Annotated in this window: 13 protein-coding genes; 11 read left to right on the forward strand and 2 right to left on the reverse strand. The window is 65.8% G+C overall.

The annotated features are described in order from the left end of the window. The 5 genes from AC07Z7_RS23825 to AC07Z7_RS23845 all read left to right on the forward strand — a co-directional run. Positions 1–394 (forward strand): P-loop NTPase family protein (locus tag AC07Z7_RS23825; RefSeq protein WP_494767881.1); only part of this gene is annotated, 394 nt, incomplete at its 5' end. Between the two features lie 194 nt (positions 395–588). After that, positions 589–804, forward strand: coding sequence for a TOBE domain-containing protein (locus AC07Z7_RS23830; protein WP_015013774.1), 216 nt, complete (start codon positions 589–591; stop codon positions 802–804). Between the two features lie 215 nt (positions 805–1,019). Then, the gene (locus AC07Z7_RS23835; RefSeq protein WP_494767882.1) at positions 1,020–1,628 is read left to right on the forward strand and encodes a TetR/AcrR family transcriptional regulator; all 609 of its coding nucleotides are present in this window, start codon (positions 1,020–1,022) and stop codon (positions 1,626–1,628) included. 188 nt (positions 1,629–1,816) lie between these two features. Then, positions 1,817–2,818: an NADP-dependent oxidoreductase gene (locus AC07Z7_RS23840; RefSeq protein ID WP_494767883.1), complete on the forward strand. Its 1,002-nt coding sequence runs from the start codon at positions 1,817–1,819 to the stop codon at positions 2,816–2,818. A 188-nt stretch (positions 2,819–3,006) separates the two neighbouring features. Next, positions 3,007–3,714, forward strand: a complete 708-nt coding sequence (locus tag AC07Z7_RS23845) for an SDR family oxidoreductase (RefSeq protein ID WP_494767884.1) — start codon at positions 3,007–3,009, stop codon at positions 3,712–3,714. A 330-nt stretch (positions 3,715–4,044) separates the two neighbouring features. Here the strand turns inward: AC07Z7_RS23845 and AC07Z7_RS23850 are convergent, their stop codons facing one another. Both AC07Z7_RS23850 and AC07Z7_RS23855 read right to left on the reverse strand, forming a co-directional pair. After that, the gene (locus AC07Z7_RS23850; RefSeq protein WP_494767885.1) at positions 4,045–5,409 is read right to left on the reverse strand and encodes an LLM class flavin-dependent oxidoreductase; all 1,365 of its coding nucleotides are present in this window, start codon (positions 5,407–5,409) and stop codon (positions 4,045–4,047) included. A gap of 137 nt (positions 5,410–5,546) precedes the next feature. Further along, complete coding sequence (locus tag AC07Z7_RS23855; RefSeq protein ID WP_494767886.1) at positions 5,547–6,404, reverse strand: TauD/TfdA dioxygenase family protein; 858 nt, start codon at positions 6,402–6,404, stop codon at positions 5,547–5,549. A 293-nt stretch (positions 6,405–6,697) separates the two neighbouring features. On the opposite strand from AC07Z7_RS23855, the gene AC07Z7_RS23860 reads away from it, so the two are divergent. From AC07Z7_RS23860 to AC07Z7_RS23885, 6 genes are all read left to right on the forward strand, one after another. Beyond that, entirely contained in the window at positions 6,698–7,744 is a 1,047-nt protein-coding gene (locus AC07Z7_RS23860) for an ABC transporter substrate-binding protein (RefSeq protein ID WP_494767887.1), read from the forward strand. Positions 7,745–8,034: 290 nt separating this feature from the next. Then, entirely contained in the window at positions 8,035–8,892 is an 858-nt protein-coding gene (locus AC07Z7_RS23865; RefSeq protein WP_494767888.1) for an ABC transporter permease, read from the forward strand. 10 nt (positions 8,893–8,902) lie between these two features. After that, entirely contained in the window at positions 8,903–9,694 is a 792-nt protein-coding gene (locus tag AC07Z7_RS23870) for an ABC transporter permease (RefSeq protein ID WP_094290534.1), read from the forward strand. Positions 9,695–9,714: 20 nt separating this feature from the next. Next, positions 9,715–10,548 carry an ABC transporter ATP-binding protein gene (locus tag AC07Z7_RS23875; protein ID WP_094290535.1) on the forward strand — a complete coding sequence of 278 codons (834 nt, stop codon included), beginning with the start codon at positions 9,715–9,717 and terminating at the stop codon, positions 10,546–10,548. Between the two features lie 65 nt (positions 10,549–10,613). Next, entirely contained in the window at positions 10,614–11,708 is a 1,095-nt protein-coding gene (locus AC07Z7_RS23880; protein ID WP_494767889.1) for an ABC transporter substrate-binding protein, read from the forward strand. After that, on the forward strand, positions 11,705–12,938 hold a 1,234-nt coding region (locus AC07Z7_RS23885; protein ID WP_494767890.1), incomplete at its 3' end, for a sulfatase family protein. The genes AC07Z7_RS23880 and AC07Z7_RS23885, both read left to right, overlap by 4 nt.

Genomic DNA, 12,938 nt, shown 5'->3' on the forward strand with positions numbered 1-12,938 from the left:
GCGCCAGCGCGTGGCCCTGGCGCGTGCGCTGGTGCACGACCCGCGCCTGCTGCTGCTCGACGAACCCCTGGGCGCGCTCGACGCGCTCACCCGCATCGAGATGCACCGCCTCATCGAAGGCCTGTGGCGCCAGTCGGGCTTCACCGCGCTGCTGGTCACCCACGACGTGCAAGAGGCCGTGGCCCTGGCCGACCGCGTGATCCTGATCGAAGACGGCCAGATCGCGCTGGACCAGCGCATCGACCTGCCACGCCCGCGTGTGCATGGCGAGGCCGCCTTTGCGCAGCTGGAAAAACGCATCCTCGACCGCGTGCTGCAAAAGCCCGATGTGGAGCCCACCCCCGAACCCACCTGGCCCGGCGTGCCTGCGCATGGGCTGCGCTGGGCAGTGTGAATGAAAGAAGCACCCCCTGAGTCGCTTCGCGCCTTCCCCCTCTCCTTCGGGAGGGGAACGCCACCGGTGGCCTGGCAAAGCCAGTTCCACGGTGGCACTGGCCTGTAGAGCGCCAGTTCCGAGCGCAGCGTTCAACGCTGAGTGATCCGGATTCCCTCATTGTTTTCGTCAACGGACTTTTTTAGGAGAACCCCATGTCCATCCAAGCCATCAACGTTCGCAACCAGTTCAAGGGCAAAGTGCGCGAGATCATTCGCGGCGATGTTGTTTCCGAGGTCGATGTCGAAACCCCCTGGGGCATCGTCACTTCCGTCATCACCACCCGCTCGGTGGACGACCTGGGCCTGGTCGTCGGCTCCGACGTGGTCGCGCTGGTCAAGTCCACCGAGGTGTCCATCGCCAAGCTGTGATCTATTTTTTTGACCAAATAGGCAGCTACCGCCCTTTGGATAAGCGCAAGATGCTATTGAAAGCGTAGCAAATATCACCACAAGCCAAATCGGCTTGTACTGCGCACTTCACCCCTCAGGCCTCGGTACGAGGCCTGAGTTTTTGGTGCTGACGCGGTATATGGCTGGCATGGCGCATCTGCGGGGGCTGCTTGCCAGTGCGCCTGATAAAATGTATGATGCGTGTCATGCGAAATAAACAGCCCAGCGCCCGAGCCGCCGCCAAGGAAGCGACCCATGAGCGCATCGTGTCGGTGGCCGCGCGGGCGATCCGTCGCAACGGCTACCACGGCACCGGGGTGGCAGACATCATGAAGGAGGCGGGCCTCACGCATGGCGGCTTCTATGCGCACTTCGAATCCCGCGAGGCCATGCTGGCCGAAGCGGCAATGCAGGCCTGTGCCCAGTCTGTGGCCACAGTGGCCGGCGCTGTGGCGGGGGAGCCCGCCTCGCAGGCGATGGCCACCGTGCTCAAGGCCTATCTCTCGCGCCAACATGTCGAAAGCGTAGAAACAGGTTGCCCCCTGGCTGCACTGGGCTCTGAAACCTCGCGCCAGTCGCCCGAAGTGCGGCGCGTCTCCACCCGGCACATCAAGGAAATGGTGGATCTGATTGCGCGCCAGTCGCCGCAATGGGGCCAGCCGGAAACACACGAGCAAGCGCTCGTCACCCTGTCCACCATGGTGGGCGCTTTGGTGCTTGCCCGTGCGGTGGACGACGTTGCGCTGTCCGACAACCTGCGCGAGGCTGCGCTCAAGCACCTGTTGCCTGCGGAAACGGACTGACGCAAACCCACTCATCAAGCGCTCTTCTTGACGGCGATCTTCGTGCAATGGCACGCATTTTTTTGGTCTTTGCATATGATGATCATCATTTTAAAGTTTCAACCCTGGCCTCCAACCCCCATCGCGCCTGTTCAGACCCTGTGGCTTGGCCACGCAGCCGCGCCAACCCTGGCCGCAAAGGAAACCCCATGAAGGCGTTTGTTCTGGATCGTTACGCAAAAAAGGGCGTGCTCAGGCCCGCCGAAGTCCCTGCGCCCTCGTTGGGCGACGACGAGGTGCTGGTGGAGGTGCATGCAGCGGGCGTCAATCCGCTCGACGCCAAAATCCGGGACGGAGAGTTCAAGCTCATCCTGCCCTACAAGATGCCGCTCATCCTTGGGCATGACGTGGCGGGCGTGGTGGTGCGGGTGGGGCCGCGCGTGCGGCAGTTCAAGCCTGGCGATGAGGTCTATGCCCGGGCGGACGACTTTCACATCGGTACTTTTGCGGAACTTATCGCGGTCAAGGAGTCTTCGCTGGCCTTCAAGCCCCGCAGCCTGACCATGGAAGAGGCGGCTTCGATCCCGTTGGTGGCTCTGACGGCATGGCAGGCCCTGGTCGAGAAGGCCCAGGTCAGGAAAGGGCAGAAGGTCTTCATCCAGGCGGGCTCGGGCGGGCTGGGCAGCATCGCCATCCAGCTGGCCAAGCACCTGGGCGCCACAGTGGCCACCACCGCCAGCGCGGGCAATGCCGCACTGGTCCAAAGCCTGGGCGCCGATGTGGTCATCGACTACCGCCAGCAGGACTTTGAAGACGTGCTGCGCGACTACGACATGGTGCTGCACAGCCAGGACGGCAAAGCGCTGGCCAAGTCCCTGCGCGTGCTCCAGCGCGGCGGCCAACTCGTCTCTGTCTCGGGCCCGCCCGACCCCGCATTTGGCGAAGCCATTCGCGCCCCGGGCTTTTTGCGGATGGTGTTTCGCCTGTTGAGCGCAGGTACCCGGCGCCGCGCCCGGGCGCTGGGCGTTGGCTACGGGTTCCTGTTCATGCGGGCACAGGGTAGCCAGCTGCAAGAGATCGCGCGCCTGATCGACGCCGGGGCCATTCGCCCGGTGATCGACAAGGTGTTTGCCTTTGACGCCACCAACGAAGCCATCGCCTACGTGGACACCGGCCGTGCCAAGGGCAAGGTCGTGGTCAAGGTGCGCTGAGCCGTTTGTTGGCAACCATCCGCCCCACCGATTGCTCGCTGCGCACCCATCCCTCGCACGTCTTGCCCGCACTTTCTCGTTCATCCCGTTCATTCCCGTTCATTCCCGTTCATTCCCGTTCATTCCCGTTCATTCCCGTTCATTCCCGTTCATTCCCGTTCATTCCCAACCCACCCCTGGAGATTCCCATGAAGATCGAAAACGCAGTTGTCCTCGTCACCGGCGCCAATCGCGGCATTGGCCTGGCTTTTGTCCGCGAGCTGCTCGCACGCGGTGCGCGCAAGGTCTACGCCGCTGCGCGTGACCCTTCCACCATCGCCCCGCAACCAGGCGTGCAGGCCTTGCGCCTGGACGTCAACAACCCCGAGGAGGTGGCGGCCGCTGCCGCGCTGGCGTCCGATGTGACCCTGGTTATCAACAACGCAGGCATCGCACAGCCCGGCGGCTTCATGGCGGCCGACAGTGAAGAGGTCATGCGCCGCATTTTTGAGACCAACGTCTTTGGCGTGCTGCGTGTCAGCAAGGACTTTGCGCCCGTGCTGAAGGTCAACGGTGGTGGGGCGTTGCTCAACGTGCTGTCTGTAGCATCGTGGGTGAATGGCGGCGAGCTGGCTGCGTACTCGGCCAGCAAGTCTGCCGCCTGGTCTCTCACCAACGCACTGCGCCACGAGCTGGCTGCGCAAAAAACCCAGGTACTGGGGCTGCACATGGCGTATGTGGATACCGACCTCACGCGCGGCTTTGACGTGCCCAAGACCAGCCCGGTTCAGATCGTGCAGCGTGCTCTGGATGGCCTGGAAGCGGGCGCAGACGAGGTGCTGGCCGATGAGCTCACGCAACACGTCAAGCTCGCGATGACGGCCACGCGGCCCAGCTACCTGCCGCAGCCTGCCTGAAAAGCCAGCGCAGAGGCTGCCCGGCAGGCGTGATGCGCTGGCCCCGTCGGGCCCTGAGAACGTGTTGACGATCTTTTCGGGGCCGCGTTGGAGTGCAATCGGGATGGGTGGATGCTTCGGATGCGCCGCATGGGCTCGTGCCCATGCAAGCAGCCGGGGCGTTCAATCGCCCGATTTCACTCCAACCCTTCGGGCAAGTGCCTTGCCGGGCGGTCTGCGGCGTTGCGGCGCTTGTGGATAGCCGGGCTATCAACAGCGCACCGCGCCTTGCATCCCATCCCGGGAAGGTACTTGCGCGGCCCCGAAAAGATCGTCAACACGTTCTGAGCATCAGGCTGCCTTGGCGAGTGGTGTGGCGTACCGGCTGGCGGGGCGCGACAGCCCCAGGTTCTCGCGCAGCGTGCGGCCTTCGTACGCGGTGCGGAACAGGCCGCGCCGTTGCAGCTCGGGCACCACCAGATCCACAAACTCGTTGAGCGACTGTGGCAGCACCGGCGGCATCACGTTGAAGCCGTCGGCAGCGCCGTTTTCAAACCATTCCTGCATGCGGTCGGCAATGGTCTCGGGCGTGCCCACGACCACCCAGTGGCCGCGCGCACCGGCCAGGTATTCGTACAGCTGGCGCACGGTGTACTTCTCGCGCCGGGCCAGCTCTAGCACCACGTGCGCGCGGCTGTTGATGCCCTTGGGCGGCTCGGGGATGTAGGGCGGCGGCGCGTCCAGGTTCCATTGCGTGAGGTCTTCGCCGGGCCAGAAGGGTGCCAGCGTGGCCAGGCCCACGCTGGGGTGGATCAGCGCCTGCAGCTCGGCCCAGCGGGCCTGGGCTTCTTCGTCCGTGCGGCCGATCACCGGGGAGATGCCGGGCAGCACCAGCAGCTCTTCGGGCCGACGGCCGTACTTGGCCATGCGGCCCTTCACATCCTTGTAGAACGCTTGCGCCTCGGCCAGGCTGGTCCAGGCGGTGAAGATGGCCTCGGCCGTGGCGGCGGCCAGCTCCTTGCCGTCTTCGGACGAACCCGCCTGCACGATGACCGGGTGGCCCTGGGGCGAGCGCTCGATGTTGAGCGGGCCCTGCACCTTGAGGTGCTTGCCGATGTGGTTCAAGGTGTGCAGCTTGTCGGGGTCGAAATACACGCCGCTGGCCTTGTCGCGGCGGAAGGCGTCGTCGTCAAAGCTGTCCCACAGGCCTTTGACCACGTCCACGAACTCGTGGGCGCGTTCATACCGCAACGCGGGGTCGGGGTGGGCATCCAGTCCAAAGTTGCCATGCACGTTCTCGGCACTGGTGGTCACTACGTTCCAGGCCGCGCGGCCCTTGCTGATGTGGTCGAGCGAAGCGAACTTGCGTGCCAGCAGGTAGGGGTCTTCGTAGGTGGTGGATGCCGTGGCCACAAAGCCGATGTGCTTGGTGACGGCAGACAGCGCCGCCCACAGCGTGACGGGCTCGAAGTGCGAGATGCGCCCCTGGCGGCTGAAGGACTCGCGGTCGCCCTTGTGCCATACGCCCGGGCTGTCGGCCACAAACACCTGGTCGAACAGGCCGCGCTCGGCCGTTTGCGCCACCTCGATGTAATGGTCGATGTTCACGCCCGAATCGGCCTGCGAGCCGGGGTGGCGCCACGCGGCGACATGGTGCCCCGTGGCCATGATGAAGGCGCCGAGGCGCAGTTTGCGTGGGGTTTCAGGTTGGGTCATAAGAATGTCGATGGTTTGAATCAAGCGCGCGGCCTGCGATACCGGCGCGGCCCAGGCCCGTGCACCCGTGGAACCGGCTTTGCCGGGCCTCCGGGTGCGTCCCCCCCGGGGGATGGCGCCGAAGGCGACTCAGGGGGTTACTCCGTGATAGTGATGCGATGCAGCTTGCGGTGCTGTGGGAAGAAGTCGCCCACCGCGTAGTGCTGGGTGGAGCGGTTGTCCCACACGGCCAGCGTGCCCGGCGCCCAGCGCAGGCGGGCCTGGAACTCGGGCACCTGCGGCAGGGCAAACAGCTGGGTCAGCAGCGCGTCGCTCTCCACACGCGACAGGCCCTTGATGTGGCTGGTGAAGGTGGAGTTCACATACAGCACCTTCTTGCCGGTGACGGGGTGCACGCGCACCACCGGGTGCTCCACCGGCGGGTACTTGGCGCGGGCGGCTTTCAGCTCGTCGCCGCTCGCGTCCTTGCGCAGCAGGTACTCGGTCCAGCCGCTGATCTCCCAGGTGTGCACGGCCGTGAGCGTCTCCAGATACGCCTGGAAGGCGGGCGGCAGGCTGGCGTAGGCGGCGGTGAGGCTGGCCCACAGCGTGTCGCCTCCGCTCGCCGGGATCACCTGCGCATACAGGCTGGTGCCCAGCGGTGGCTGCTCGCGCCAGGTGATGTCGGCGTGCCAGTTGCTCGACGCCTTGGGGCGCTCGGCCGTGCTTTCCACGATCTCGATCTCGGGGTGGTTCTCCAGCCGGGGGAAGAACGCCTTGACCTCGGCCACGTTGCCAAAGCTGCGGGTGAAGTCCACCTGCTGCTGTGGCGTGATGTGCTGGTCGCGGAAGAACAGCACCTCGTGCAGGGCCAGTGCCTGGCGCAGCTCGGCCTGCGTGGTGGCATCGAGTGGCTGGCGCAGGTCCAGGTCGTGGACCACGGCGCCGATGGTGGGGGTGTAGGGCTCGACCGCGAAGCGGGTGAAGGTGGGGTGCAAGTCGTTGAGGTTGGACATGGTGCTGCTTTCTGAAACGAAGGTGGATGAAAGAGAACGCCCATGGGATTGGGACAGCGCATGCGCAGCGCATCAACGAAGCAGTTCGTATATGGATAGTCGGAAATCCGCGCTCTGCAGCGGCGTGTGGGGTGCCTGGCGCACCCAAATTTGCATATCTGTTTTTGGTCGTTGGTGGCGCTGCCTGGCCTGCCTAGAGTGGCTGTCAATCCATGACAACAAGCACGAAAGGTCCACACATGAATAGAACGCTATGGAGCGCAGCGCTTCGCAGGGCGGCAGCGGGAACGGCAATGGCTTTGGGCCTGTGGGTGGGCAGTGCCGCCGCGCAGGCACCCGAGCCGCTGAAGGTCATCCGCATCGGGATTGCCACTGGCGGCGTGGGCAGCGACCCGGTGCGCCATGGCGGCACATCGGCCGCGCTGGCCTACACCGATGGCGCGCTGGAAGAAGAGTTCAGGAAGGATGGCGTGAAGGTGCAGTGGACCTTCTTCAAAGGCGCGGGCCCTGCTGTGAACGAGGCGCTGGTCAACAAGCAGCTGGACTTTGCCTGGCAGGGCGACCTGCCCTCCATCGTGCACCGGGCCAGCGATGTGAAGACCAGGATCATCCTGGGCAGCGGCGTGCGCAACGGCCTGTACCTGGCCGTGCCGCCCGACTCGCCCATCCGCCGCCTGGAAGACCTCAAGGGCCGCAAGGTGGCGGTGTTCAAGGGCACCAACCTGCACCTGGCGGCGGTGCGGGCGCTGGCCGACAAGGGTCTGAGCGAACGCGATGTGAAGCTGGTGAACCTGGACTTCCCGAGCGCCGACGCCGCGTTGGTCAGCAGGGACATCGATGCCGCCTTTGGCTACGTGGGCCTTTTCAAGCTGCGCGACCAGGGGTTGGCCAAGGTGGTGTGGTCGGCGGCGGAAGACTCGTTCAAGTACACGCGCCAGACAGTGCTGCTGGTCACCGACGACTTCGCTGCGCGCCACCCCCAGGCGGTGCACCGGGTGGTGAAGACCGTGGTGCGCTACGCCCACAAATACTCCGACGAAGACCGCCGCGCCGATTTGTTTGCGCAATGGGGCAAGGCCGAGTACCCCGAGAAGGTGTGGCGTGAAGACTTCATCGGCCAGCCGTTGCGCGTGCGCCTGTCGCCGTTGCTCGACCCCTTCCTGGTGGCACGCTACAAGGACGCGGCCGACGAGGCCCACAAGCTCAAGCTCATCCGCAAGAAGCCCGAGATCGACAGCTGGTTTGACCGCCGCTACCTGAACGCAGCGCTTAAGGAGTTGAAGCTGGAGGGCTACTGGCCTGTGTACGCAGCCAATGGCGACTTGGCTGCTGCGCCTTGAATCTGGAGCCGGGTTCTGTACCCGGGCTGGAAGGGGGAGGGCAGGCGAAGCGCCGCCCTTTTTGACCCGCCCGCGCGTTGGAGCGCGGCGGGTTTTTTTGCGTCTGCCCGGGGGCGCCTCATAACCCCCGCGCCGCAGTTCATGCCGCAAACATCTTTGTCATTGCATATGAGTATTAACCATTTATTTTTATAACAAACGTCTTTTACATTCCTTTTGGTTGTTATTGATGGTGTGCAGCTCGCCCCGTGGGCCGCAGTGCCGCCACACGAAAAAAGGACATGTAAAAGATGGCGATACCCGCACTGAACGCTGCCGGGCCCGGGTTGGCAGCGGCCCCGGCGCCCCGGGCCCCAGCCGCCCCGGCCACCCCCCAGAGCTCTCCACGGGCCTGGGCCTGGCGCTGGCTCTGGGCCTGGCCGTTTCCGCTGGCCGTGCTGGCGCTGTGGCAGCTCTCGGCCGTGTGGGGCTGGGTGCCTGAGCAGGTGCTGCCGCCGCCCGCCGCCGTGTTCAAGGTGTTTGCCGAGCTGCTGGCCAGCGGCGAGCTGTGGGACCACCTCGCCATCAGCATGGTGCGTGTGGCTGGGGGCTTTGGCATCGGCCTGGTGCTGGGGCTGCTGCTGGGCGGGGCCATGGGTCTGTCGCCCACCTTCCGCGACTACGTGTTCCCACTGTTCAAGGCCTTCAGCCAGGTGCCGGTGATTGGCTGGCTGCCGTTGCTGATCCTGCTGGTGGGCATTGACGAGGGGCTGAAGTTCTTGTTGATTGCCAAGGCCGCGCTGGTGCCCGTGGCCATCAACACCTGCCAGGGCATCGAGAACGTGCCGAACCGCCTGGTGGAGGTGGCGCGGGTGTACGGCTACACCCGCTGGCAGATGCTGCGCAAGGTGGTGTTTCCGGCGGCCACCGCGCCCATCTGGAATGGGGTGCGCTATGGCCTCACCCACGCCTGGCTGGCGCTGGTGGTGGTGGAGCTGCTCGCGTCTTCCGAGGGCATCGGCTTTTTGATCGTCTACGGCCGCCAGCTCTTTCAGCTGGACGTGGTGCTGGCCGCTGTGGTGGCCGTGGGCATCGTCGGCTTTTTCATCGACAAGCTGCTGGCCGTGACCGAGTCCTGGCTGTTGCGCTGGCGCAAGCCGGGGCTGTGAGGGCGCGCCAATGTCTGTGAACAACGTTTTTCAACGGGTGCCCCGGCGCCTGCGGGGCTGGGTGCTGCCTGCGGTCATCTTGCTGGTGTGGTGGGCTGCAGTGGCGGGGGGCTGGTCCACCTCGCCGCTGCTGGTGTCGCCTGCTGCCGTGTGGCAGCGCGGCGTGGCCCAGGTTGCCAGCGGCGAGCTGTGGGTGGCCCTGTCGGCCAGCCTCTGGCGCATGGGCTGGGGTTTTGCCATCGGCGCCGCTGCCGGGCTGGCCGTGGGCGCGCTGCTGGGCTGGTCGCGCTGGGCCGAGCGGCTGGTGGGCCCGTCGTTCCACACGCTCAAGCAGATCTCGCTGTTTGCGTGGATTCCGATGCTGTCCATGTGGTTCGGCCTGGGCGATGCATCCAAGGTGGCGTTTGTGGCCCTGGCTGCGTTCTTCCCCGTGGTGCTCAACACCTTTGAAGGCCTGCGCAGCGTGCCGCGCGAATACCTGGAGGTGGCCCGTGTGTACGAGTTCAGCGTGGCCCAAACGCTGGCCCGCGTGGTGGCCCCTGCGGCTGCGCCCTCGCTGTTCACCGGCATCCAGCTGTCGCTGATCTACGCCTGGCTGGCCACGCTGGGGGCCGAGTACCTGCTGGCCTCCGGCAAGGGCCTGGGCAACACGCTCATCGACGGGCGCGAGCATTTCTGGATGGACCTGGTGCTGTTTGGTGTGGTGGTGATCGGCCTGGTGGGCTTTGCACTGAACTGGGTGCTGGCCGCTGCAGAACGGCGTTTGCTGGCATGGCGGGATCGCACCGTAGCGAAGTACTGAAACAAACAAGGAAGAAGAACATGGCACATGCAGGCACCCTGGACATCCGGGGTTTGAACAAGCAATACGAAGTGCGCGGCGAAGCGCTGCCCGTGCTGCAGGACATCCACCTCACCATCGAGCCCGGCGCGTTCGTGAGCATCGTCGGGTCGAGCGGCTGCGGCAAGTCCACGCTGCTGCGCCTGGTCATCGGGCTGGAGGGCGACTACCAGGGCGAGATCCTGCTCAATGGCCAGCGCATTGCTGGCACCAGCCTGAACCGGGGCATCGTGTTCCAGGAGCACCGGCTGTTCCCCTGGCTCACGGTCGAGAAGAACGTGGCCCTGGGCCTGCTCAACTCCAATCTGACCGAAGGCATGCAGCGCGCCACCGTGCGCGAACACATCGAGCTGGTGGGGCTCTCGGGGTTTGAGAAGGCCTACCCGCACCAGCTGTCGGGCGGCATGTCGCAGCGCGTGGCGATTGCGCGGGCGCTGGTCAACCGGCCCGACATCCTGCTGCTGGACGAACCCTTTGGCGCGCTCGACGCCATGACCCGTGCCCACCTGCAGCAGGAGCTGCTGCGCATCTGGCAGCAAGAGGGCATCACCATGATCCTGGTGACGCACGACGTGGAGGAAGCCGTGTTCCTCGGCGACCAGGTGGTGGTGATGGAGCCGCGCCCCGGCCGCATCCGCCGCGTGGTGCCGGTGGACCTGCCACACCCGCGCGAGCGCACCTCGTTTGCCTTTGCTGCCGCCAAAGAAGCCGTGATGCACGAGTTTGCAGGCCATCCGGCTGCCGAACTGGCCGAGCCACCGCTCAAGCGCGGCGAGCCGCTGGCGCCTGCATCGCAGTGGCAGTTTGCCGTCTGAACCCCACCCGTTGTTCCCTTGCGATTTTTTCCTTGAATTTTTCCCCCTTGATTCCGGAGCTTTCCATGACGCAAAAAACCACAGGCTTCCTCTCTACCCGCCGCACCCTGCTGCTCACCGGCGCAGCCGCGCTGGCCGCCCCTGCATTCGTGCGCGCCCAGGCATCGGCCAAGGTCATCCGTATCGGTTCGCCCGACCTGGGCACCGCAGGCAAGCCATCGCCAGGCAGCAGCGCGCTGGCGGTGGCGCATGCCAACCGCTGGCTCGAAGAAGAATTTGCCAAGGACGGCATCACCGTGGACTGGAAGTTCTTCCGGGGCGCAGGCCCGGCCGTGGCCGAGGCCCTGGCGGCCAAGCAGCTCGATGTGGTGTTCCTGGGCGACCTGGCATCGGCCATCGGCCGTTCGCGCGGGCTGCCCACGCGCTACCTGTTGCCCACCGGCCGGGGCTCCAACAGCTACCTGGCCACGGCGCCGGGCGTCAAGATCACCAGCGTGGCCGAGCTCAAGGGCCGCAAGGTGTCGGTGCTCAAAGGCACGGCCTACCAGCGTCCGTTTGACAACCTGCTGGCCACCGCCGGGCTCACCGAAAAAGACGTCAAGCTCATCAACCTGGACTGGCCCAGCTCCAAGGCCGCCGTGGTGGCGGGCGAGATCGACGCCACTTTTGGCGGGTCGGACCTGTTCCTGCTGCGCGACAAGGGCGTGACCATCCCGATCAGCACCAAGGGCCGGGGCCCCGACTTCACCATCAACGCTGGCGTGCTGGCCACGCAGGACTTCATCACCACCCAGCCGCAATGGGCGCAGCGCCTGGTCAACCAGGTGGTGCGCGGCGCGCACTGGGCATCGCAAGAGGCCCACCGCGAGGCCTACATCAAGCTGGTGGTGGAGCACAGCGGCGCGCCAGAGACGGGCGTGCGCGCCGAGTTCGAGGGCGAGACCCTGGCCTCGCGCTTCTCGCCGCTCATCGACGAGGCGCTGGTGGCGGGCTACCAGGGCGTGGTCAACGACGGGCTCAAGCTCGGCATCCTGCGCCAGGGTTTTGATGTGCACGCCTGGTTCGAGCCGCGCTTTGTGCAGCAGGCGGTGCGTGACCTCAAGCTCGAACGCTTCTGGAGCCCGCTGGACGCACAGGGCAAGGCCAAGGGGGCGGCATGAGCACCACCGCCAACAACAGCACCGTTGCGCAAGCACCCAACATCGTCTTCATCCTGGCCGACGACCTGGGCTGGGCCGACCTGAGCGTGTACGGCCAGGCCGACTTCACCACGCCCCACCTGGATGCGCTGGCGGGCGAGGGCGTGCGCTTCACCCAGGCCTATGCCAACTCGGCCGTGTGCTCGGCCACGCGGTTTGCGCTCATCACCGGGCGCTACCAGTACCGCCTGCGCGGCGGGCTGGAGGAACCCCTGGTGCGCAAGGCCCATGTGCACGGCCTGCCGCCCGAGCACCCCACGCTGCCTTCGCTGCTGCGCGACGCGGGCTATGACACCGCCCTCATCGGCAAGTGGCACCTGGGCAGCCTGCCCACGTTCGGCCCGCTCAAGAGCGGCTACGACCGCTTCTTTGGCAACTACGGCGGCGCCATCGACTACTTCACGCACAAGCCCGGCGTGGGCGATGCCGTGGCGCGCGATTTGTACGAAGGCGAGGTGCCGGTCGAGCGCGTGGGCTACTACACGCAGCTGCTGGCCGACGAGGCGACGCAATGGATTGGCGAGCGCAGTGCGGCCAAGCCGTTCTTTCTGTCGCTGCACTTTACCGCGCCCCACTGGCCCTGGGTGGGGCCCGAGGACGAAGAAATCTCGCTGGGCCTGAAAGACCTCTTTCACTACGACGGCGGCAACCTGGCCACCTATGCGCGCATGGTGCGTTCGCTCGACAAGGCCGTGGGCCAGGTGCTGGACGCCCTGAAGGCACAAGGCCTGGCCGACAACACCATTGTTGTCTTCACCAGCGACAACGGCGGCGAGCGCTTTTCCAAGACCTGGCCCTTCACCGGCCAGAAGACCGAGCTGCTCGAAGGCGGGATCCGCGTGCCCACGCTGCTGCGCTGGCCTGTGCGCATCGCACCACAGGTGAGCGAGCAGGTCACCGCCACCATGGACTGGCTGCCCACGCTGCTGGCGGCCGCATGCGTGGCCCCATCGGCCGACTACCCGCCCGACGGCGAGAACATCCTGCCCGTGCTGGAGGGCCACGCGCCCGCGTACCCGCGCACCCTGTTCTGGCGCTACAAGTCGCAGCGCCAGCGGGCCGTGCGCGAAGGGCGCTACAAATACCTGCGCATCAATGACAACGAGTTCCTCTTTGATGTGGAAGACGACACGCTGGAGCGCGCCAACCTGCGCGACAAGCACCCCGAAGTCTTCGAACGCCTGCGTGCAG

The organism is Acidovorax sp. GW101-11A03 (genome assembly GCF_059424825.1).

What these genes read in the sequence shown, in the direction of transcription:
- AC07Z7_RS23830 (WP_015013774.1), top strand. Translation starts at nt 589, where the DNA reads ATGTCCATCCAAGCCATCAACGTTCGCAACCAGTTCAAGGGCAAAGTG.
- AC07Z7_RS23835 (WP_494767882.1), top strand. Translation starts at nt 1,020, where the DNA reads ATGATGCGTGTCATGCGAAATAAACAGCCCAGCGCCCGAGCCGCCGCC.
- AC07Z7_RS23865 (WP_494767888.1), top strand. Translation starts at nt 8,035, where the DNA reads ATGGCGATACCCGCACTGAACGCTGCCGGGCCCGGGTTGGCAGCGGCC.
- AC07Z7_RS23850 (WP_494767885.1), bottom strand. Translation starts at nt 5,409, where the DNA reads ATGACCCAACCTGAAACCCCACGCAAACTGCGCCTCGGCGCCTTCATC.
- AC07Z7_RS23870 (WP_094290534.1), top strand. Translation starts at nt 8,903, where the DNA reads ATGTCTGTGAACAACGTTTTTCAACGGGTGCCCCGGCGCCTGCGGGGC.
- AC07Z7_RS23855 (WP_494767886.1), bottom strand. Translation starts at nt 6,404, where the DNA reads ATGTCCAACCTCAACGACTTGCACCCCACCTTCACCCGCTTCGCGGTC.
- AC07Z7_RS23875 (WP_094290535.1), top strand. Translation starts at nt 9,715, where the DNA reads ATGGCACATGCAGGCACCCTGGACATCCGGGGTTTGAACAAGCAATAC.
- AC07Z7_RS23860 (WP_494767887.1), top strand. Translation starts at nt 6,698, where the DNA reads ATGGCTTTGGGCCTGTGGGTGGGCAGTGCCGCCGCGCAGGCACCCGAG.
- AC07Z7_RS23880 (WP_494767889.1), top strand. Translation starts at nt 10,614, where the DNA reads ATGACGCAAAAAACCACAGGCTTCCTCTCTACCCGCCGCACCCTGCTG.
- AC07Z7_RS23840 (WP_494767883.1), top strand. Translation starts at nt 1,817, where the DNA reads ATGAAGGCGTTTGTTCTGGATCGTTACGCAAAAAAGGGCGTGCTCAGG.
- AC07Z7_RS23845 (WP_494767884.1), top strand. Translation starts at nt 3,007, where the DNA reads ATGAAGATCGAAAACGCAGTTGTCCTCGTCACCGGCGCCAATCGCGGC.